Genomic DNA, 19,702 nt, shown 5'->3' with positions numbered 1-19,702 from the left:
AGTGGGATGGTTAAGTAATTTATTTAATAACGAAAGAAATGAGGTTTCTAGTATTTCTAGCTACAAGATGGTAGTTGATTCTGGGGACTCATTTTTTTCATATAACGGTCGTCTTTATGAGTCAGACATTGTTCGCTCAGCAATTAGACCTAAGGCACAAGCTGTTGGTAAGGCAGTGGGAAAACATATTCGTGAATCTGATGGGAATACCACGGTTAACCCGGATGTGTATTTGCGGTTCTTATTAGAAGAACCTAACGAAATCATGACTGGTCAGATGTTGCTAGAGAAACTGACAACACAGTTGATGTTAAACAACAACGCTTTCGCATTAATTCAACGTGACTCAAACGGTTTAGCTAATGCGATTTATCCGCTAGACGGAGCTAACAATGTTGAAGCTTTACAAGATAAGAACAACCAATTGTATCTGCGATTTACATTGGACGGTAAAGTATACACCTTTAGGTATTCAGATATCATTCATTTAAGACGTGATTTCTATGACAATAAAATCTTTGGTTCAAACCCTGGTAAAGCACTCACTTCTTTAATGGAAGTTGTGACAACTACCGACCAAGGAACAATCAAAGCGATTAAGAATTCGAACATCATTCGGTGGTTACTGAAATTCAATCAAACGTTGAGACCAGAAGACATTGAAAAGAACACAAAACAATTCGTAGATTCGTTCCTTTCCACAGAATCGGAAACAACGGGTGCTGCGGGTACGGATGCTAAAACTGAAGCTATTCAGATTAAACCAAGTAACTACGTGCCTGATTCAAAACAAACTGAAGGTACTGTCAAACGGATTTATGGGTTCTTTAATACCAACGAAAAGATTATCCAATCTAGTTATAACGAAGATGAATGGATTTCATACTTTGAAGCTGAGATTGAACCAGTAATCACACAATTATCCGCTGAATTTACTAGAAAACTATTTAGTCGTCGTGAACGTGGGTTTGGAAACAGAATCATCTTTGAGTCAAGTAACTTATCGTTTGCTTCAATGCGAACACGACTTGGTTTAACTAACCTAGTTGACCGTGGTGTATTAAGTCCTAATGAAATGCGTAAATACTTAAATCTAGCACCAATTGAAAATGGTGACGTGTATCTACGTCGACTGGATACTACAACAATTGGTAGTAATGGTGATAGTGAAGGAGGTGATGTGAATGCAGATAACAATGAACGGCGTGATCGTGAGTGATGATGATAAATGGATTTATGATTATTTAGACATGAGTGCTTTTTCCCCAAAGGAGTTAAGGCAAGCTATTCAAGACCACGGTATATACGAACCACTTGATATTGAAATCAATTCGCCTGGGGGATATGTGAATGCTGGTACAGAAATCTACACTATGTTATTGACTCATAAGGGAGAAGTGAACATCACTATCGGTTCTCAAGCAGCATCTATTGCTAGTGTGATTGCAATGGCTGGTAAACGTGTAGCTATCTCACCAGCGGGTAAGATGATGATCCATAACGTTTCCGGTCAAGGTGGTGGAGATTATCGGGACATGGCTGATTATTCAGACTTTCTGTTCAAAAATAATGAAATGTTGGCAAATACTTACGTACTGAAAACTGGTAAACCAAAACAAGAATTACTTGACATGATGAACGCTGAAACTTGGATGAACGCTGATGAAGCATTGGAAAACGGCTTTGTTGACGAAGTTCTGACAGCTCAAACGACCGAACCTGACTTAGGTTTAGTGGCTGGATATAATTTGAAAATTTTGACGCCTGAACGTATCAATGAAGTTAAAGCACTGTACGAAGAAGAACAATTGGCACTTTTAGAATTAAAAGGAGATGTAAAAATATGAACAAAGAACAATACTTACAACAACGTGGTGAATTATTAAACACTGCAAAAGCATTTATCGCAGATGGTAAATTAGAAGACGCTAAATTAAAACGTGAAGAAATTGAAGCTTTAGACGTTGCTTATGAGAATTCTAGCAAGGAGTTGGCTAATTTAAATGCGTTGGAGAATAAAGCTGAATCATTCAAACCTTCTGATGCAAATACCGCCGTGAATGGCGCAACTAAAATTGATGATGTGACTGCTGATGTGGCTAACATTAAATACGAAGATGTGTTCGCTAAAGTCGCTTTAAAACGTGACTTAAACGAAGATGAAGTTAACGTGTTCAATCAAATGAACCCAACCAATGTGTACACTCACAACACTGATAACACTGAAATCTTAATTCCAGAAACAGTTGTTGGCGGAATCATTGAAACAATGAAAGAGTTACACCCAATTTTAGCTGATGTGAATTCAACTCGCATTAAAGGTAATATTAAATATCCTAAACATACTGGTATTCCAGAAGGTGACGCGGATTACTACGACGAAGATACAGCCACTGCTGATGAGAAGAATACCTTTGGTGAAATTACTTTAGGCGGTAAAGAATTATCTAAAGCAGTTACTGTTACTTGGAAATTACAAGCCATGGCGATTGCTGACTTCATTCCATTCTTACAACGTGAATTAGGCCAACGTATGGCGTATGCTAAAGCGAATGCGTTCGTTCGTGGTGCTGGTGATACTAAATATCCAATGGGTATTGTAACAGCCTTGAAGGCTCAAGCGGAAACACCACAAGTTGCTGAATATACTGATGCAATCACTTTTGACGACTTATCTGCTTTATTTGGTAAAGTCAAAACAATGTACTCAAACGGTGTTGCTGTATACGTGAACAACTCTACATTGTGGAACCAATTGAACACAATCAAAGACAATAATGGACGTCCTATCTTCGTTCAAAATGTTGCTGACGGTATCGTTGGTCGCTTATTCGGTTACCCTGTTAAATTGGAAGACGCTATGCGTGACGGGGAAGTATTAGTTGGTGATGTGGGTAATGGATACACTGAAAACATTCAAGAATCTATGCGCTTAACTACTGAGCAACATGCCAAAGCTCGTAAAACTGACTTTGTTGGTTACGAAGTGCATGATGCTAACGTTAAAGACGAAGGTGCTTTTGCTTATTTAGCTAAAACTGAAGTAGTTGGAGGATAGGAGGTAGTTTAAATGCTACGTCCAGACGTTGTTAAACAATTAAAAGCTAGAATGCGAATCTCGCATGACAGCGAAGATGAATACTTAGACAGTTTGATCACTGCATCTTTTGCTTACTTAAAGCGGAGATGTGGTGATTTTTCTATTGATGATATTGACGAAAATTACGTTGGTAAGGAATTGGTCCTAGAACGTGCTAAATATACGTACGAAGGAAACCTTGAATACTTTGATGAAAACTATCAAATGATGATTCATGCTTTATCTTTCGATTTAGGAGTTGAAGCTAATGAAGAAACCTTATAAAGCACCTAGAGTTTCTGTTGGTGATTTACGAACTCCAGTTATCTTTTATCAGTATCAAGCTTCAGAAGGTCCTGAACCAGGAGAAGAAGAATTCAAAGTGCTGCACAAGTGTTTCGCAAAGATTGATGAAGTTTGGTCAAAAGACTTAGAGCTTGCTAAATCAAATGGAACATTGTCAGACATCACTTTAACTATTCGAGATACCCAAGGTGAGTACATTCCTTCAAACAAGGATTATCTTGAAATAAAAATGGATATGTACGCTGATAGACATTTCAACATCAAACACTTTCAACCTGACCCACAGAATCGTGATTTTATCAAAGTCATTGCCGGGGTGGTGAGCTAATGGGTGTGAAGATTACAGGATTGAAACGACTTGAAAAAGAGTTGGATGATAGACTGGGTCCAAAACGAATGCAAGAAGTGACTGATAAAGCCTTAAAAGCTGGCGCCCAAGTGTTCGTCAAACAACTGAAAATAGAATTTGAGAAGTTTAAAGATACAGGTAACTCAATCAAAGAAATTACCTTATCTGAACCCCAGTGGGTAAATGGGCAACGAGCTGTCACAGTCTACTGGAAAGGTCCTAATGATCGTTACAGAATAATTCACTTGAATGAGCACGGAACGGTTAAGAATCCCAATCCAGCAGGTAAAGGTGCTATAGCTCGAGCAATGTCAAGAAGTCAAGATGCGTATCGTAATGCGGTAAAAGAAGAAATGAGGAGGTTAGCAAGTGGCTGATGTTTTAACAAGTATCTATGAAGCTTTTAAAGCTAACCAAATCATTTGGTTACATTGTGAGAATAGAATTAAATACTATGACTACCCTGAAACAGGTAGTATCACGCAACCTTATATCGTGATTGACCCACTAGACGCACCAATGCAGTCTGACTTTGCTGACCAGGAATGGTTAACATACACGTACTTAATTCAAATTGATATTCAATCTAAGAAACGACTACAAACAGCGGAAATTGCCTATGAAGTCGATAAAGTTATGGACAGTTTAGGTTTTAGACAATATACAGGCGGTGCGAACCAATACGATTCTGACACGGGAATATTCAGAATCGCTCATACCTACCGCGGAACAATTTACAGACAAGAAATTATTAAAGGAGCGAAATAAATTATGGCTGAAAAAAAATATAACTCAACCACTGGTGTGGATCAATTTCACTATGGTGTTTTAAATGATGATGACAAAACAATTGAAGGTGGGAAACCAGAACGTATTAAATTCCTACAAGATATTACCGTGACACGTACTTCAACTATGGTTCGTGCGTATGGGGATAACAAAGAAGCGGAAATTGCTGTTTCAAATGGACCTGTTTCTATTTCAGGTAACTTCCATACGCTACCGCAGGAAGATCAAAACGTATTATTTGGTTTAGAGGTTTCAGCAACTGGTTTAGCAGGTTCAGGTTCAGAGGATAACCCACCGTATGTAGGTGTAGTATTTGCACGTACTTATGAAGATGGTGCAACTGAATATGCCGGTTTGCCAAAAGGTAAATTCTTAAAGACTGAGAAAGCTTCAACTGGTAAAGCAGGGGAAACGACATTCTCACAAGACCCTATTTCCGCTGAATTTATGAACCGTGAAGTGGATGGGTTTACTAAACCACAATCATACTTAATTGGTCGCGATGAAGCTGGGGAAACTACTCACCGTGATGCAATTTTCCAAGCGGTATTTGGAGCACCTTATCCAACTGAAGCTGAGCCAGTAGTGGGAGGTTAGGATTATGCCTAAGTATACAGCGAACATTACATTCAAAGGGCTTAAAGAAAATCGTATCTATGAAGTCGGAGAAGAATTTGAGATGACTGAAGACCGTGCGAAAGAATTGATTGCGAATATCAAGAAAGACCACGGCGTGACAGTTGTTTTCACACCGGTTGAAGAAGTTGAAGAAGTTGATGAACCAATCGAAGAGCCTGACTTCACTACTTATAAAGTCCAAGAATTGAAAGATTACTTAGACTCAGTGGATATTGAATACGATACAAAAGCAACTAAAGCAGAATTAATTAAATTGGCTGAGGGATAACCCTTAGCCTTTTTATTTTGAAAAGGAGCATATCAATGGCAAAAAAAATGGAACGCTTAGCAATTCAATTGATCGTGATTGAAGATGAACTAACTAATGATGAACCTAAATTAGAAACTATCTACACAAGTCCTTATTTAACATTACGTGATACTCGTGAAGCCTTTGAGTTATCAGCAGAACTTGAAGACCCTGAAAGTGGGTTAACAGATGCTGAAGGTATTGATAAGTTAGTTAACTTTGCAGTTGACCACGCGTTAAAAGGTCAAATTACTAAAGAAGAATTTGAAGAACGTATGCCTTTTGGACTTGAAGGATTACAAGAAATTTTAGCGTTTGTTGCCTTTGGTAAATCGGTGGGAAAAAAGTTACAGGCGAAGAAAGCCTAAGTGATGAAGATTTCTCTTATGAGAAACAAATCGAGTTTATCGACAAGATAGTCCTAGATTTTTATAAGAACGGAAAAGATATTAACGAAGTATTGGATATGCCTTTCCACTATTTACTGGGAATACTCGAAGAAGAAAACAAACCACAGAAAGCTGAATCACTAATGAGTGCATTTACTTAGGAAAGGAGGGAACACATGGTAGAACGTATAGAAGGTATGAGTATTGAGATGTCACTTAACGCTTTGGAAGCGGAACGTGGAGTGGCTGGGCTTAGGGACCGGATGCGTACCTTGGATGCTGAAATGCGAAATAGTCTATCGTCTTTTGATAAAACAGAGAAGTCCGCTGAACAATATGGCGCGACTTTAGATGGCTTAAGCAAGAAAGTACAAGTCCAAGAGCGTGTCGTGAAAGCGTCCAAAGAGCAATACGAAAAGATGGTTGCTCAATACGGTGAAGGTTCAAAGAAAGCTGAAGCTGCTAAACGGTCATACGAAAACCAATCAGCAACGCTGAACGGATTGAACCGTCGTGTAGAAAAGACCACACAAGAATTTGAAGCCTTCAAGAAAGAGCAAGACTTAGCTACCTCGAGCACAGGGAAGTTCATCAAACAAGCTGAAGAATCTGAAAAGACCTTGAAGAAATATGGTGAAGGGTTAAAAGGTTTTGGCGACAAAGCTACCAAGTATGTGACTGCTCCTTTACTAGGTATTGGCGGGCTATTACTGAAACAAGCTTCTGATGTTGAATCATCTCAAGTACGTATTCAGAACTCACTTGGATTAACTGAAGTTGAAGCAGAAAAAGTATATGAGTCTATTCGAAAAGTGTACCAAGACGGTTGGGGAGAATCACTGGAAGAAGTTGAGAATACCGCTGAAGCAGTACTAACTCAACTGAAAAACATTGACGACCCTAAACAACTTCAAAACGCAATTAAGAACGCACAACTACTTGCTGACACCTTTGAAATGGACACCAATGAAGCTTTACGTGGTGTGAATGCCTTAATGGAAACATACGGTATGACCGCTGATGAAGCGTTTGACTATATGGTTGTTGGTGCACAAAAAGGTCTTGATAAGACTGATGAATTGGGCGACAACTTATCTGAATACGCGCCATTGTTAAAAGATGCTGGTTATGAAGCAGATGAGATGTTTGCCGCACTAACTGCTGGACTTGATGCCGGTGCTTATAACTTAGATAAAGTGAACGACTTAATCAAAGAGTTTGCTATTCGTGTTGGGGATAATACAATCCAAGACGCTATCGCTGACATGGGTGGCGAGTGGCAGTCTATCTATGATACTTGGGTTGCTTCAGGCGGTACGGTTGACGACCTGTTTAGATCATTGGGTAATCATTTAGCGAGCATTAAAGACCCACAAGAAAAACAGAATGCCTTAACTGAAATCTGGGGTTCAATCGGTGAAGATGCCGGAGCCAAAGTAGTTGAAGGTATCGCTGGAGCAGAAGATGCTTACGAGAATGTTGCTGGCGCTGCTGAAAAAGCAACTGAAGCAGCAGAACAAACATTTGGTGAACGTTCTCAGAAAGTATTCCGTAAATACACTGACGCTTTATTACCTGTTGGCGAGAAAGTGCTCGATCTAGCTGAAGATTACTTACCAAAACTGACAAAATCAGTTGAGGGGTTAACTCAATGGGTTGAAAATCTAGACGAAGATAGTGTAGACCTAGCTTTAAAACTAGGCGGTATCGCAATCGCAGCAGGACCACTTTCTAGTATCTTGGGAAATACCTTTGAAGTCATGAGTTGGGGTTCAGGGCATGTTAAAAGTCTAACCAAATCAATCGCTGAAAATGGTGGGTTGATACCAGCATTGACGGCTAAAGGTACTGGTTTAGTTAGTGGACTATCATCTGTGGTAGGTTTCTTAACCAACCCTTGGGTATTGGGTATCGGGGCTGGTGTACTAGCTATAACTGGTTTAACCATGTACTTACGACAAGACGCTATCAAATCAGTTGATGATTTTGGTAATAAAGTATCAGATACAACCACTGAAGCAGTCACAAGCTTTATGGACCTATCATCTGACACACAAACGGAACTTGATTACATGTTTTTAACCCACGCTGAGATTACTGATGAAGGAGCTAATACCCTAATCGGTAAATTTGATAGCATGTATCAAACAATTAAAACCGCAGCGGAAACTAATTTCCAAGAACAATCAGAAACACTTTCACAATTCTTCGCTGAAACTGGCGAGAAAACTGACGAAGGTGAAGCTGAAATCCTAACTAAGATTCAGCAAGGGTATTCAAATCGTCAAACTGCTTTGGATGAGTACAATGCTAGAGCTAAAGAGATTATCGAAACAGCAAACGCTGAAAATCGTGAATTGACTGAAGCTGAATATAATGAGTTATCAAACTTACAAATGATTGCAAACGATTATGCAATTACAGAGTTAACTGCAAGTGAGGAAGAGCAGTTGGTTATCCGTGAAATGATGAGCCAACAAAAAGGTGAAATCGACGCACAAACGGCTGCCAATACCGTTGCTCGATCTAAAGAAGCGAAAGAGGCTTCAATCGCAGACGCTAATACCAAGTACGAAGAAGTAGTTGCGGCGGCTATTTTTCAACGTGATGAAATGGGCACTATTTCAGCAGAAGAAGCGGACGAAATTATCCGTGAAGCTGGACGACAACGTGATGAATCTATCAACAAAGCCAATGAAATGCACTTAGGTGTAGTTGAAGAAGCACAGAAACAAGCTGAAGGTCATATAAACAAGGTTAACTGGGAAACTGGAGAAGTCTTGAGTCTATGGGGGACTTTCTGGCAAGGGGTTTTCCGTGGGTTTAGAGACGCACCGGGTAATATGGCTAGCGCTTTGAGTGGGCAATCTTGGCGAGTACAGAATGCAATTAAAGACTTAATGAACGGTGGTATTTCAAAGGTTGAGGGTGGAATCAACTCCATGATTAGAGCCTTTAACGTCATCTTTGACTTACTAGATTCTGACCTAAGCTTCAGTCGTGTAACACTACCACGAGTGAGTTTTGAATCGTATGGCGGTGTGGGCAGTAACCAATCTGGGGTAATGCAATATGCAACTGGTACTGACGCCCACCCTGGTGGTCCTGCAATTGTCGGTGATGGTGGAATGAAAGAATTAATCGCACTACCAACTGGTCAAATGTTCCTATCACCAGATACTGATACCTTAGTTGACCTACCAAAAGGAACAGAGGTCCTATCTGGTCCTAAAACCAAAACATTCATGAAAAACTGGGGTATCCCACAATATGAAGATGGTATCGGTACTAAGATTTGGGAATGGGTTGGAGAAGGAGCTAAAGGACTGCTTGGTAACGTTCTAGGTAGTCTAGGCATTTCCACACCAAGCGCAATAGGGACATTCGGAACCATTGCGCATGACGGCTTTAACTTAATTCAAAGTGAAGCGCTGGACTACTTAAAAGGCTTCATTGACAAGTTGGTTCCAGTTGGTGCTTTAGACTTTGCGGGTTTAACCATGACTTCCGGTTTCGGTTGGCGTCCTAGTCCTGGTGGGATTGGACCAAGTAACCATAAGGGTGTTGACTTTGCTGGTCCTGTTGGAACACCAATTCCATCACAGACGAGCGGTAGAGTTGTTGCTTCAGCATATGGTCCTGAACGTGGGAACTATGTTCACATTCGGTCTGGTCTGTATGACTACAAGTATTATCACTTCCTTAGAAACCTTGTGAGTGCTGGACAAGATATAAAACGTGGTCAAACAATTGGTTTACTAGGTAACACTGGTCTATCAACTGGTCCACACGTCCATTTCCAAGTAGAACGTGGCGGTGTGCCAATCAACCCGTTAGGTTTTGCAACTGGTGGACTTGTAGGTCATGGTCTTTACGAATTGGGAGAAGAAGGTTATCCAGAATACGTGATACCGACTGACCCTAATAGACGTACTGAAGCAATGAAGTTACTAGCTTTGGCAGGTAAGGATATCGAATCAAGTAAACGTCCAAACGAGTTACCGAACGTGACGACGAACTCTACTGATAACGACAAACTAGATACCATGATCGCGCTACTAACAGAATTAAACAACAAGGAATATAGTCCAACGCTGCTTATACAATTAGGGAACGAGATCATCAGAGTGTTAAACGGCGAATTGCAACGTATCAATGGGCGAGATTTAGAATTAATTGAAAGGGGGCTTAATCTGTAATGGCAAATTTTAGTGGGTTTACTTTTGACGGAAAACACTCATACCGTGATATGGGTATGACAATTGACCCGGAGAGAAACATCAGTATACCGAATAAAGTCAAATACAAAGAGTCCCTTCCGTTTTCAAATAAAGTTTGGGATTTCAGTAGTATCTATGGTGGTCCAACTTATGAAGAGCGGACATTGACTTACAAGTTTAATTTAATGGGTAAGCCGATTGAATCTAAAGCGGATATGAATATGATTAAAACGGTGCTATTAAAGTGGTTACTATCTCCAAACGAGAAGACACCACTATATGACGACCATTTTCCTAATTTCTATTTCATGGCCGAAGTTGAAGGGAATAATAGTTTTGAAGAAGATTGGAAACATGGATTTCTGAATGTAACTTTCACTGCTCAACCATTCATGATTGACAGAATGCCTGAAGGTCATGATATTTGGGATTTATTTAATTTTGACCTAGATGTTAGTCAGCCAACAAAATTTACTTTTAAATCTTACTGGTCAAGTTTTAAACAACTAAATATTGGTGACCAGGCTACATACGGTGCGTGGGCGACACAGTATTATGACCCCAACACGTCCACTGGTGGGGGAGATAAAATCAATCCTGGTTTTCACGGTTACACCTATCCGATTGTCGATAAAATTACAGTCGCCGAGTCTGACCTACGGCCGTCAAGGGTTGCATATAAGCTGTCGAATCATAATCACTGGTTGCTGGAACAAGACGTGCTTCAAGCTCAAACTGAGTACCTAGATGTAGTTGTGGTTAACCCTGGTATTTCTGATGTTGCACCAACTATCACAACGAATAGGTCAGTAACTATTGTTAGAGATGATGAAATTTATAACCTACAACCAGGCGTATATGAAACAGAACAATTTGTTTTGAAGTCCGGAGAAAATCATCTGAAAATGTACATTCCTGATGTAACGCTGAATATAGACTTCAATTTCCATAAGGAGCTGATCTAATGTACCAAGTTACAATGTATGACGGACTGGAAGATAAAGTAGGTCAGGTAATCCACAGTCACACGACTGGAGAGTTGAAGTTAAAATCTGGAACGATTAAACAGGGTATCAATTCGTTTGATACTTTTTCTTTTGACTATTTACCGAATAGTCCGTTGTTTAACAACATTCGAACTGGTGTCACTTTAATCAAGGTGCTTAACACTGTCACAGGGCGCTATGAGTTTGAAGGTAGAATTGTCACTCCAGAGGAAGAAATGAATTCGGGGGTTAGCTTACACGCGATATGCGAAAGTGAGTTAGGTTTCCTAAATGATTCTGACCAAGACTTTTATGAATTTAGAGGTACTCCTGAAGAACTGCTACACAGGATACTTAACTACCATAATTCAGTGGTTGAAAGCAGTAAGAACTTTACACTAGGTAGAGTGGAAATCACTGACCCTAATGATTATTACTATGTTTTCCTAGATCCAGAAGAGACAAGTTGGGAGGTAATCAAACGTACACTACTTGATAAATACGGCGGTGAAATCGTCATGCGTAAAGAAAATGGTGTACGATACTTAGACTACCTAAAGCAGCAGGGTCATGATACTGATGTGACAATTGCTTTGGATAAGAATCTAAAGTCGTACAGACGTGTGACTGATATTACTAAAATTTATAGTCGAATTAAACCACTTGGCAAAACTTTAGAACCTGATGAAATTCCTGAAGAAGATAGAGAAAACCTAGTGAAATACCCAAGATTGACAATAGAGTCTGTGAACAATGGTAGTAAATATTTAGATAGTCCAGAATTAATTAAAAACATTGGTGTTAAAATCGGTACTGTAAAATATGATGATATTACTACCGCTGAAAGGCTGAAATCATCTGGTCAGAGTTACTTAGATAGTCAGAAATTGGTGTTAGTCCAGTACTCAATCGACGCTTTAGATTTAGCTTTAATTGGTAAAGACTTTGAGAGTTTCGAAGTGGGAAATACGTATATATTGATTAACCAAGTGATGAATATTAATGAACGGCTCAGAGTAGTTGGTAAAACAATCAACATTTTAGCGCCATGGAACAATACACTTGAAATTGGCGACAAGATGAAAACTGCTAATGAAATACAACTTGACTTAAATAGACAAGTGAAATACGCAGTGACATTACAACAGCAACTACAAACTGCTAACCAGTTATTCGCTGGACGACTGAATACAGTATCAACGCTGACTGGTGATTTATCTAGCAACTACACTAATTTAACCAACGTGGTACTCCCAGACTTTGAGAAAAGACTCGAAACTCTTGAAGTACCACCAACACCACCGACAGACGAAAACGGCTACTCAACCAACAGGGTTTTCCCAGTTGACTACACTCTCGAAGGTATCAACTATTTCGTTCGTGACGGTAAAGCAGTTGGCTCAATTGAGTACGATATGACCTATGGCATGCGTGACGGTGTGCTGCACAGTGGTCATGACATTGGCACTAATGGCGATAGAAACTACACAGCCCACGCAACGACTGATGGCATTGTCCGTAAGGCTGAATTCATGTCGGGTGGTATTGGTAATGCGGTGTATGTAGAACATACTGCTGACGGTTACTGGTCAAACTACATGCACTTGAAATCAATCAGTGTATCAGTTGGTCAGACCGTTAAAGCGGGTGACGTGATTGGTGTAATTGGTGGTACAGGCGGAGATTATGCACCACACTTACACTTTGAAATTAGTCCTGATGGGAACTTCCATTCTGGTGGGAACACTATTAATCCTCAACACTACTTAGGTATTACTGGAGATAATAAGACGAGCTTGCCACGGCCTGTATAAACTCTTAAAAAATGATATATTATAGGTATATTATTTTGAGGAGGATTATTATGAATTTCGAATTTGTTGTTTCCTTATTTTCTGGTTTTGTGGGTGTTTTGATTGGTGTGATAGCCTCTGAATTAATTTCAGAAAAAGAGATAAAGGTTGAAAGATATAATCAAATTTTAGATGTATCTGTTAATTACTTTTCTGCCCTGAAAATGTTGAGACATACAGTTATTAATTTAGAAGAAAGTATAAATGATAAAAATAGAAAAAAGAAGCAACAGAATCAAGAACGAGAATATTTCGAACAGGAAATAGTTAAAATAAACGGTTTGGTATCAGAAATAGATAGATATAAATATAAATTAGAAATATTATTTTTTAATGATGTTAAAAAAGATAGACAGAAAGTTGAAGTAGGCACTTTATACTCCAAATATAAAAATATTTTAGATTATGTATATTTATTGGAATATATTGTAATTGATTTAATAGTAGAATTTGATGAGTATGATGATAGTTATCTAGAGACAAGTGATAAAGGTAAAAAGAAATGGCAAGAGGAAAAGAAAAAAAGTAACTTAAACAAGTACATCGAAGAATATTTAACGCAATTACATAAAGAATTATCTAATATTTCTGATGGTATCTTTTAAGCATCTCAATTGAGATGCTTTTTATTACCAAAAATTCAAAAGGAGTTGATAACAATTGGATTGGAATAATATTAATGAAAATAAAGATACAAACGGTCTAGGACCAATCGAGTACGACCAATCAAAGGTTCCGCAGCTTATCCGTAAACACGCTGATAATGTTCGTAGCAAATCATATGGTCAAGAAGTGCGTGAAGCACAAGCGCGAAACGCTGAAGTTGCTGGTTTGATTGCTAGCGAAGCTGAAAACATAGCTAATGATGCTGATTTTCTATCAAAAGACACACAAAATCGTTTTAAAGACCAAATTGAAGGCACTACCAATAGTGATGAAGTAATTGATGCAAGACGTCCTTTTGGCGCTGACAGTGCGTATCAAACATTAGGGGATAGATTAGACGCGACAGAGGGTAAATTAAATGTGACTGATGAAAGTTTAGGAATCGCAGGGTCTAAACGGGATACAGATATTCGGTTACTATTTCAATATTGGTATGATAATGATGTGAACACAATTAAAGATATCATTGATATGAATATCAATACTGTAATTATCAGTAGAAGAAAATCAGCTTCCACGGTGACTAGAAGCTGGGAAGAAACATTGGAAATATTAAATATTCACGAAAAATACGGTATTAATGTAATTTTAAACGCAGATCCAGAGGAAATAGTTGCTGGTAATGTTGAAAACAGGACATGGTTAGAAAATCTAATCAATCATAAATCAGTCATCGGTGTTTATAGTTTTGATGAACCTACTAGGGTAGGTACAACAGTTGCAAAACAACAAAACTTTGCTAATTATGTTAGATCGATAACAAATAAACTTATTTTTCAGTCAAATGTTGCCGGTGCACAAAGTAGTGAATTTTACTACCCACAAGGCTTTGATGTGTTATTAGTATCTTATTATATTCTTAACCCTAACACTTCAACACCTAGGACTGATTACGATGCCATAGAAGTTTTAATAAAGAATAGACTTAAAGACTTCATTTCTAATTCGGGAACACCTAAGAAAATCATTCCAATTTTACCGCTTTTCACCGACAGTGCTAATGGGTTGAAAACCAAAGAAGAATACTACGCTCACGTAAGAGGATGGGTGCCATCTTTCAGTGGTAGCTACGGACTTTTCGCATATCACAACCCAGCGCTTTTAAAAGATATTAAGACAGAAGAATTATACCGCTCTCTAGCAAAAGATACACCGCTATTATTATCGTCAAACAGGACAGCATTAGTTGCACCTTTTACACAAGGTGTCGAAATCGGGAATGTATCATCAGGTTCTTCTGTTTTCAAGAAATTTGAAGTGTTAACAGTCCACGTTTCGATTTCAAATTTAATGCCCGGTGAAGTAAGAGATATCGACGTTACCAGCTCCACAGTTACTGCTGAATCATTTCTCATGATTTCAAGAAAAAATTCTGACATCAAAACAAACTATAAAGGTCTAATCATGCAAGCATTTAGTTATACTGCTGGCGTGTTCACTTTAAGGTTATACAATGCTGGCACTACTCAAATACACGTACCGGCAAGTAATGGTTTCAAAATCTTGGTATTCAATTAAAAAAGGAGAATGTTATATGGGTTTTTTAAAAAGAATAACAACAGACACAGGTATTGAAGTGGAGAACGCTTATCACTTGATAACCTATGTTGAAGGTGACGAATCTTCAATTATGATTACACTGAAAGTATACGCAAGTGTGGACGTTTACGAAACAAACAGAAACATTCAACCGATATCTATACAAAATTATTATTTTAGTCCAGACACTTCAGAAACAGCTTTAAATATCTTTAAGCAAGCAAATGATTTCTTAAAATCACTGCCAGAATTCGTAGGAGCGACTGAAGTTTAATATTATAAAAGCACTCGATAATCATTCTGTCAGACTCCCAAACAATATGCTATATTATAGTAAAAGTTTGGGAGGTTTTTAAAAATGGGTGATTTTGTTGGTGCAATCGGTAATTCTCCAGGGCCTACTATCCCTGAGGAACTTGACAATAAAGTAGTTATACGAGCAACATATGCTTTAACAGAACATGAAGCTTTTTTATTTACAATGGCTTTACAAGGAATTGTTATCCAAATGAGAAAAGAAAACTTTAATTTACCAAACCTTAGAAAAGTTTTCGTTTTATGCACAAAGAACGGAGAGTTTACTTTTATAGATAACGATGGAATGGGGTACTACATGCCATTTATTATATTAAATCTTGGAAATTGGAGATCTGGAGTGTGGTCTGATTTGCACATATTGGCAGCATTTATAGAAGAATTTTGCCATCATTTCTGGTCAATTGAAGACGAGGAAATAGTTAAACGTAAAGTAATAGACATACTGAATGTTATCTTAAAAGAAGATATAACATTTGAAAAGTTATATGGACCTAAATGGAAACTGGCATACCCAACAATATACACGGATGATGTAGAATGAACAGAAAAGGAGTGATAAGGTAAGATGGAAAAAGACCAATTAAACAAGACACATTTTAATTATTATTTTAAATTGGATATTAATTACAAAAATATTTCTAATGAAATAAAAGATGAATTACCTGATAAAAGCAAAACTAAAACAATTCCAATTGACTCCGTAAACGTTAGAAAAGTTAACTAAAATTTTCAAAGCACAAAAATCAGAAAAATAACAACTGTAAGAGGGCTTATGCAAGTCCTCTTTTATTTTTCCCAAAATTTGAAAGGGGAGTGTAAATGGATTGGCAACATGTAATTGAACGCATAGCAGTAAACGCAGGATATATCGTCACAATTTTTACAGCGATTAAATACTTCGTTTTGAACCCGTTGGAAAAACGGCGCAAAAAAGAAGATGATGAGAAAATTGCAGAACAGAACGCATTTCAAGAGCGCATTTTACAAAAGACTTCCGAAAATCAGAAACCGCTAGTTGAGACGCTGGATAGCTTAAAACAGCTTATTGAGGACACACGGCGTGATAGCGATAACTTGCATAAGATTGCTGATGTCAACGTTAAGGCAATCGGTAAACTAGACGAGGAAATAGATAACCACGACAAGCGCATTTATCGGTTGGAAGTTAAGAATGGCTTTATCAAAATGGAGGAAGAGAAGTAATGGACATTTTAAATTATGTCGTGCAAGAAGGACTGGTTATGATTCCAGTCCTTTTTATTATTGGAGAGATTGTTAAAGGTACTGAATTACTTTCAAACAAATGGATACCACTAGCAGTGTTGATTATTAGTATCGGCTTTACGCCATTGTTATTAGGATCATATACAGCAGATAATATTGTCCAGGCGGTGCTTGTTGCTGGTGTAACCGTCTTTGGTAACGAGTTGATTAAGCAATCAAGTAAAGGGGATGTTAAATAATGTCTTACACAATTCAAAAAGACTTAACTTTAATTAATAAAGGTACTAAAGGTCTTAACAAACCACAATGGATCATTGAACATTTTGTAGGTGCAGCAGGGCAAGCTTGGGGAAATGCTAACTACTTTAAATCAGTGTATCGTGGTGCTTCAGCTCATTACTTTGTGGATACCAATAATATCGTACAAGTGGTTGAAGATGATACCCCAGCATGGCACGTTGGTGACGGACACCGTACTGGTAAAGGTGCTTATAACGGCTATCATGGTTACGGTGCGACAAATAACAACTCAATTGGTATCGAGATGTGTCAGGATACGTCAACTGGTTCAGACGTTTGGCATTGGGAATTCGACCATGAAACTATTAAGCGTGCTAAGTGGCTAACTAAGCAATTGCAAGCTAAGTATAATATCCCTGACGAACGTGTTATTCGTCACTATGACGTATCGGGTAAACTATGTCCGGGTAACTGGCAATGGAACGATTGGCAGAAGTGGAAAAACTTTAAAGCTGAATTGGCTGGATATAAAGTGGCGCAACAAGCTACAAACACCACTCAAAATGACGGCTATGTATCTGTTACGGCTAAGATGCACACTGTACAGACTGGTGAAACTCTAGGTGCTATCGCCAAGAAATATGGTGTGACAGTTGATAATCTAATTAAGTGGAACAAACTAGAGAATCCTAACCTTATTTTCCCAGAATCAAAACTGTACGTAAAAGACCCAGCAACCACAGTGTCAACTGGTCAACAATTACATTTACCAGCGAGTGCTAAAACATGGCGTGTATATAACCCTGGTGGACCATATACAGTAGGTAACGAGGTTCACTTATTAACACCTAGTACTTATGGTGGGTTAACTTATGACATTTTAGGTAACCCAGCACCTCACGTTTACTTAATCAAAACAAGCGTTAAAGGTACAGTAGCTATCTACGCTGGACCGGGAACGGGTGCAACAATCACTGGTAAAGGTGGTAGCGTGGCTAACACCACTAAGAAACTATACTTGCCGGCAAGCGCTGATACTTGGCGTGTATATCGTGTAAAAGGTCCTTACACAGTTGGCAATGAGATCCATCTACTAACACCAAAAGCGTATGGTGGGTTAAGTTATAATATCGTTGGTAACCCCGCCAATGATGTGTACTTAATTGACACTGACGTCAAAGGACGAGTTGCGATTTATGCAGCACCTTCAACTGGTGCTGTAGTTAAATAATTAAATAAATCAAAGCCCTCACTGCCTGTTTAGGTGGTGGGGGCTTTTTTTGTATTTCCTGTTATAATGTATTCGGTGATAATATGAAATTAATATCAAAAAATAAAGTAAGTAATACATTCAGCATACCTGATTGGCTTAAAAGTAAAGGTTACATGCCTAATTTTGATTATGCTAAGTTAACCACTTATTCTGGTAGTCCCGTGTACAGTCTATTTAGATTAATAGATGATAAATACATTACCTATGCAATCGTGGTAATTGACGGGTATAGATATGTATTTGAGATGACCAAAGGCAGCAGGGATGTCAAACAGGAATTTATAGATGAACTTTCAAATAATAATTGGACTTAAAATGGGCTTAAAAAGTTTTAAAATTGAAAATAATCAATGTAAATAATATAATTACAATCATTAAAAAGGTGGTATAGCACTATTTCAAATCAAATAACAAAGTTATTCAATCGAGTGGGAATAAAAACAAAAGACCTTACAAGCATTGGTTTAATAGTGTTTGTAGGGTCTTATTTTTTACTCTGATACCATTTAGTAATTCGGCAACTTCTTGATGTGCAGAACTCCATAAGTGCGAGTACGTATTTAATGTAGTTTGAATATTTTTATGACCTAATCGTTGCTATATTAGAGCTTCCAAAAAATAGCGGTACTATAATGGTACTAAAAGACCTCATAAACATCGTTTAATCAATGTTTATGAGGTCTTATTTTTTATTATGATTAACTTAATGATAATGGAAACCCTCGTTTTTTGTCATCAGTCCTATATATTGTAGTTCTTCATTTTTATACCTCTAAATAATGTGCTATATTAGAGTAAAAGTTTGGGAGGGAAATTATGTCGACTGTAGAAGATAAAATTCGTGTTATTATTGAAGCTGTAAGGATGGATTTAAATATTAGAAATTATTACAGTGCGTTAGTTGTAGCATTTACTTTGCCTGATGTAACATCAAAGTTGCAATTCCCTGATAAATATACTGGAGAGCGTTATGTAAAATGGTTCGAAGATTATATGCAAAGACAGTATATAAAAGAGGTAGGTGCCGACCATGAGAAAGTCAGTTTCTTAACTGGGGGAGATTTTTATGCATTACGTTGTTCTATGCTACACCAAGGGGAGACAGAAATTATTAATCAAAAGGCAAGAAAACATTTAAGTAATTTTATATTTTTAAAGCCTAGTCAATATACAAATAATTATATACACCGTAATAGGATTAATGATGTCCTCCAATTACAAGTAGATAAATTCTGTGAAGAAATTATTGAAGGTACGGAAAAATGGTTAGAACGGTATAAAAATAATTCTGGTATAAATGATAAAGCGAAAAATTTAATTGATATTCATGAATTTAATAATTTTATTTTTTAGAAATATGGTTTTAAGCAGCTTAAAATAATTAGTTGCTTTTTTTGTTGTGTATATTTATGAAAGGAAGTGGAAGGTGGAAACGTTATGTAGAGTGATCGAACTCGAAATATTGTTAGTTGAATATAAAGATGTAAGAAGCAATTTAATTTATGTGACGAATTTACAATTTAAGTGCAACACCTAAAAAATT

24 protein-coding genes are annotated in these 19,702 nt (G+C 37.8%); all 24 read left to right on the top strand.

The window, feature by feature from the left end; all coding sequences use genetic code 11:
• The first annotated feature begins 1 nt into the window (after position 1).
• The 24 genes from ACRCJ0_RS01010 to ACRCJ0_RS00895 all read left to right on the top strand — a co-directional run bounded on the left by ACRCJ0_RS01010 (position 2) and on the right by ACRCJ0_RS00895 (position 19,512).
• Positions 2-1,219, top strand: coding sequence for a phage portal protein (locus tag ACRCJ0_RS01010; RefSeq protein WP_431389217.1), 1,218 nt, complete (start codon positions 2-4; stop codon positions 1,217-1,219).
• Positions 1,185-1,847 (top strand): head maturation protease, ClpP-related, encoded by a 663-nt coding sequence (locus ACRCJ0_RS01005; protein WP_431389216.1) that lies wholly within the window; start codon positions 1,185-1,187, stop codon positions 1,845-1,847. Before ACRCJ0_RS01010 ends, ACRCJ0_RS01005 begins: the two co-directional genes overlap by 35 nt.
• Positions 1,844-3,058 (top strand): phage major capsid protein, encoded by a 1,215-nt coding sequence (locus tag ACRCJ0_RS01000; RefSeq protein ID WP_431389215.1) that lies wholly within the window; start codon positions 1,844-1,846, stop codon positions 3,056-3,058. Before ACRCJ0_RS01005 ends, ACRCJ0_RS01000 begins: the two co-directional genes overlap by 4 nt.
• Positions 3,059-3,070: 12 nt before the next feature.
• A complete protein-coding gene (locus tag ACRCJ0_RS00995) occupies positions 3,071-3,364 on the top strand; it encodes a head-tail connector protein (RefSeq protein ID WP_149358651.1) in 294 nt (97 codons plus the stop codon).
• On the top strand, positions 3,348-3,713 hold the full coding sequence (locus tag ACRCJ0_RS00990) for a phage head-tail adapter protein (RefSeq protein WP_431389214.1): 366 nt from the start codon (positions 3,348-3,350) through the stop codon (positions 3,711-3,713). The genes ACRCJ0_RS00995 and ACRCJ0_RS00990 overlap by 17 nt, the downstream gene beginning before the upstream one ends.
• Complete coding sequence (locus ACRCJ0_RS00985) at positions 3,713-4,111, top strand: hypothetical protein (RefSeq protein WP_259799373.1); 399 nt, start codon at positions 3,713-3,715, stop codon at positions 4,109-4,111. The genes ACRCJ0_RS00990 and ACRCJ0_RS00985 overlap by 1 nt, the downstream gene beginning before the upstream one ends.
• Entirely contained in the window at positions 4,104-4,502 is a 399-nt protein-coding gene (locus ACRCJ0_RS00980; RefSeq protein WP_431389213.1) for a hypothetical protein, read from the top strand. Before ACRCJ0_RS00985 ends, ACRCJ0_RS00980 begins: the two co-directional genes overlap by 8 nt.
• Positions 4,503-4,505: 3 nt before the next feature.
• Positions 4,506-5,120 carry a major tail protein gene (locus ACRCJ0_RS00975; protein WP_431389212.1) on the top strand — a complete coding sequence of 205 codons (615 nt, stop codon included), beginning with the start codon at positions 4,506-4,508 and terminating at the stop codon, positions 5,118-5,120.
• A 4-nt stretch (positions 5,121-5,124) separates the two neighbouring features.
• Complete coding sequence (locus tag ACRCJ0_RS00970; RefSeq protein WP_431389211.1) at positions 5,125-5,430, top strand: hypothetical protein; 306 nt, start codon at positions 5,125-5,127, stop codon at positions 5,428-5,430.
• A 35-nt stretch (positions 5,431-5,465) separates the two neighbouring features.
• Entirely contained in the window at positions 5,466-5,819 is a 354-nt protein-coding gene (gene gpG / locus ACRCJ0_RS00965) for a phage tail assembly chaperone G (protein ID WP_431389210.1), read from the top strand.
• Positions 5,783-6,001 carry a phage tail assembly chaperone GT gene (gene gpGT / locus ACRCJ0_RS00960; protein ID WP_373742607.1) on the top strand — a complete coding sequence of 73 codons (219 nt, stop codon included), beginning with the start codon at positions 5,783-5,785 and terminating at the stop codon, positions 5,999-6,001. The genes gpG and gpGT overlap by 37 nt, the downstream gene beginning before the upstream one ends.
• A 15-nt stretch (positions 6,002-6,016) precedes the next feature.
• Positions 6,017-10,039 carry a phage tail tape measure protein gene (locus ACRCJ0_RS00955; protein WP_431389209.1) on the top strand — a complete coding sequence of 1,341 codons (4,023 nt, stop codon included), beginning with the start codon at positions 6,017-6,019 and terminating at the stop codon, positions 10,037-10,039.
• Positions 10,039-11,025 (top strand): hypothetical protein, encoded by a 987-nt coding sequence (locus ACRCJ0_RS00950; protein WP_431389208.1) that lies wholly within the window; start codon positions 10,039-10,041, stop codon positions 11,023-11,025. Before ACRCJ0_RS00955 ends, ACRCJ0_RS00950 begins: the two co-directional genes overlap by 1 nt.
• Positions 11,025-12,860: a phage tail spike protein gene (locus ACRCJ0_RS00945; RefSeq protein WP_431389207.1), complete on the top strand. Its 1,836-nt coding sequence runs from the start codon at positions 11,025-11,027 to the stop codon at positions 12,858-12,860. Before ACRCJ0_RS00950 ends, ACRCJ0_RS00945 begins: the two co-directional genes overlap by 1 nt.
• A gap of 50 nt (positions 12,861-12,910) precedes the next feature.
• Positions 12,911-13,504 carry a hypothetical protein gene (locus tag ACRCJ0_RS00940; RefSeq protein WP_431389206.1) on the top strand — a complete coding sequence of 198 codons (594 nt, stop codon included), beginning with the start codon at positions 12,911-12,913 and terminating at the stop codon, positions 13,502-13,504.
• 55 nt (positions 13,505-13,559) lie between these two features.
• Entirely contained in the window at positions 13,560-15,083 is a 1,524-nt protein-coding gene (locus ACRCJ0_RS00935; protein WP_431389205.1) for a hypothetical protein, read from the top strand.
• A gap of 16 nt (positions 15,084-15,099) precedes the next feature.
• Positions 15,100-15,378, top strand: a complete 279-nt coding sequence (locus ACRCJ0_RS00930; RefSeq protein WP_431389204.1) for a hypothetical protein — start codon at positions 15,100-15,102, stop codon at positions 15,376-15,378.
• Positions 15,379-15,462: 84 nt separating this feature from the next.
• Positions 15,463-15,963 (top strand): hypothetical protein, encoded by a 501-nt coding sequence (locus ACRCJ0_RS00925; protein ID WP_431389203.1) that lies wholly within the window; start codon positions 15,463-15,465, stop codon positions 15,961-15,963.
• Between the two features lie 24 nt (positions 15,964-15,987).
• Positions 15,988-16,146 (top strand): hypothetical protein, encoded by a 159-nt coding sequence (locus ACRCJ0_RS00920; RefSeq protein WP_431389202.1) that lies wholly within the window; start codon positions 15,988-15,990, stop codon positions 16,144-16,146.
• A gap of 95 nt (positions 16,147-16,241) precedes the next feature.
• Positions 16,242-16,625, top strand: coding sequence for a hypothetical protein (locus ACRCJ0_RS00915; protein WP_431389201.1), 384 nt, complete (start codon positions 16,242-16,244; stop codon positions 16,623-16,625).
• Entirely contained in the window at positions 16,625-16,885 is a 261-nt protein-coding gene (locus tag ACRCJ0_RS00910; RefSeq protein WP_431389200.1) for a phage holin family protein, read from the top strand. The genes ACRCJ0_RS00915 and ACRCJ0_RS00910 overlap by 1 nt, the downstream gene beginning before the upstream one ends.
• Positions 16,885-18,117: an N-acetylmuramoyl-L-alanine amidase gene (locus tag ACRCJ0_RS00905; protein WP_431389199.1), complete on the top strand. Its 1,233-nt coding sequence runs from the start codon at positions 16,885-16,887 to the stop codon at positions 18,115-18,117. The genes ACRCJ0_RS00910 and ACRCJ0_RS00905 overlap by 1 nt, the downstream gene beginning before the upstream one ends.
• Before the next feature lie 83 nt (positions 18,118-18,200).
• Positions 18,201-18,473, top strand: coding sequence for a hypothetical protein (locus ACRCJ0_RS00900; protein ID WP_431389198.1), 273 nt, complete (start codon positions 18,201-18,203; stop codon positions 18,471-18,473).
• A 502-nt stretch (positions 18,474-18,975) separates the two neighbouring features.
• Positions 18,976-19,512, top strand: a complete 537-nt coding sequence (locus ACRCJ0_RS00895; protein ID WP_431389197.1) for a hypothetical protein — start codon at positions 18,976-18,978, stop codon at positions 19,510-19,512.
• The last annotated feature ends 190 nt before the right edge of the window (positions 19,513-19,702 follow it).

It is taken from the genome of Aerococcus sp. L_32, assembly GCF_050689315.1.
Note: the sequence above shows the minus strand (reverse complement) of the source record. Positions and strands in the feature narration are given on the sequence as shown.

What these genes read in the sequence shown, in the direction of transcription:
- ACRCJ0_RS01005 (WP_431389216.1), top strand. Translation starts at nt 1,185, where the DNA reads ATGCAGATAACAATGAACGGCGTGATCGTGAGTGATGATGATAAATGG.
- ACRCJ0_RS01000 (WP_431389215.1), top strand. Translation starts at nt 1,844, where the DNA reads ATGAACAAAGAACAATACTTACAACAACGTGGTGAATTATTAAACACT.
- ACRCJ0_RS00995 (WP_149358651.1), top strand. Translation starts at nt 3,071, where the DNA reads ATGCTACGTCCAGACGTTGTTAAACAATTAAAAGCTAGAATGCGAATC.
- ACRCJ0_RS00990 (WP_431389214.1), top strand. Translation starts at nt 3,348, where the DNA reads ATGAAGAAACCTTATAAAGCACCTAGAGTTTCTGTTGGTGATTTACGA.
- ACRCJ0_RS00985 (WP_259799373.1), top strand. Translation starts at nt 3,713, where the DNA reads ATGGGTGTGAAGATTACAGGATTGAAACGACTTGAAAAAGAGTTGGAT.
- ACRCJ0_RS00975 (WP_431389212.1), top strand. Translation starts at nt 4,506, where the DNA reads ATGGCTGAAAAAAAATATAACTCAACCACTGGTGTGGATCAATTTCAC.
- ACRCJ0_RS00970 (WP_431389211.1), top strand. Translation starts at nt 5,125, where the DNA reads ATGCCTAAGTATACAGCGAACATTACATTCAAAGGGCTTAAAGAAAAT.
- gpG (WP_431389210.1), top strand. Translation starts at nt 5,466, where the DNA reads ATGGCAAAAAAAATGGAACGCTTAGCAATTCAATTGATCGTGATTGAA.
- ACRCJ0_RS00955 (WP_431389209.1), top strand. Translation starts at nt 6,017, where the DNA reads ATGGTAGAACGTATAGAAGGTATGAGTATTGAGATGTCACTTAACGCT.
- ACRCJ0_RS00950 (WP_431389208.1), top strand. Translation starts at nt 10,039, where the DNA reads ATGGCAAATTTTAGTGGGTTTACTTTTGACGGAAAACACTCATACCGT.
- ACRCJ0_RS00945 (WP_431389207.1), top strand. Translation starts at nt 11,025, where the DNA reads ATGTACCAAGTTACAATGTATGACGGACTGGAAGATAAAGTAGGTCAG.
- ACRCJ0_RS00940 (WP_431389206.1), top strand. Translation starts at nt 12,911, where the DNA reads ATGAATTTCGAATTTGTTGTTTCCTTATTTTCTGGTTTTGTGGGTGTT.
- ACRCJ0_RS00930 (WP_431389204.1), top strand. Translation starts at nt 15,100, where the DNA reads ATGGGTTTTTTAAAAAGAATAACAACAGACACAGGTATTGAAGTGGAG.
- ACRCJ0_RS00925 (WP_431389203.1), top strand. Translation starts at nt 15,463, where the DNA reads ATGGGTGATTTTGTTGGTGCAATCGGTAATTCTCCAGGGCCTACTATC.
- ACRCJ0_RS00920 (WP_431389202.1), top strand. Translation starts at nt 15,988, where the DNA reads ATGGAAAAAGACCAATTAAACAAGACACATTTTAATTATTATTTTAAA.
- ACRCJ0_RS00915 (WP_431389201.1), top strand. Translation starts at nt 16,242, where the DNA reads ATGGATTGGCAACATGTAATTGAACGCATAGCAGTAAACGCAGGATAT.
- ACRCJ0_RS00910 (WP_431389200.1), top strand. Translation starts at nt 16,625, where the DNA reads ATGGACATTTTAAATTATGTCGTGCAAGAAGGACTGGTTATGATTCCA.
- ACRCJ0_RS00905 (WP_431389199.1), top strand. Translation starts at nt 16,885, where the DNA reads ATGTCTTACACAATTCAAAAAGACTTAACTTTAATTAATAAAGGTACT.
- ACRCJ0_RS00900 (WP_431389198.1), top strand. Translation starts at nt 18,201, where the DNA reads ATGAAATTAATATCAAAAAATAAAGTAAGTAATACATTCAGCATACCT.
- ACRCJ0_RS00895 (WP_431389197.1), top strand. Translation starts at nt 18,976, where the DNA reads ATGTCGACTGTAGAAGATAAAATTCGTGTTATTATTGAAGCTGTAAGG.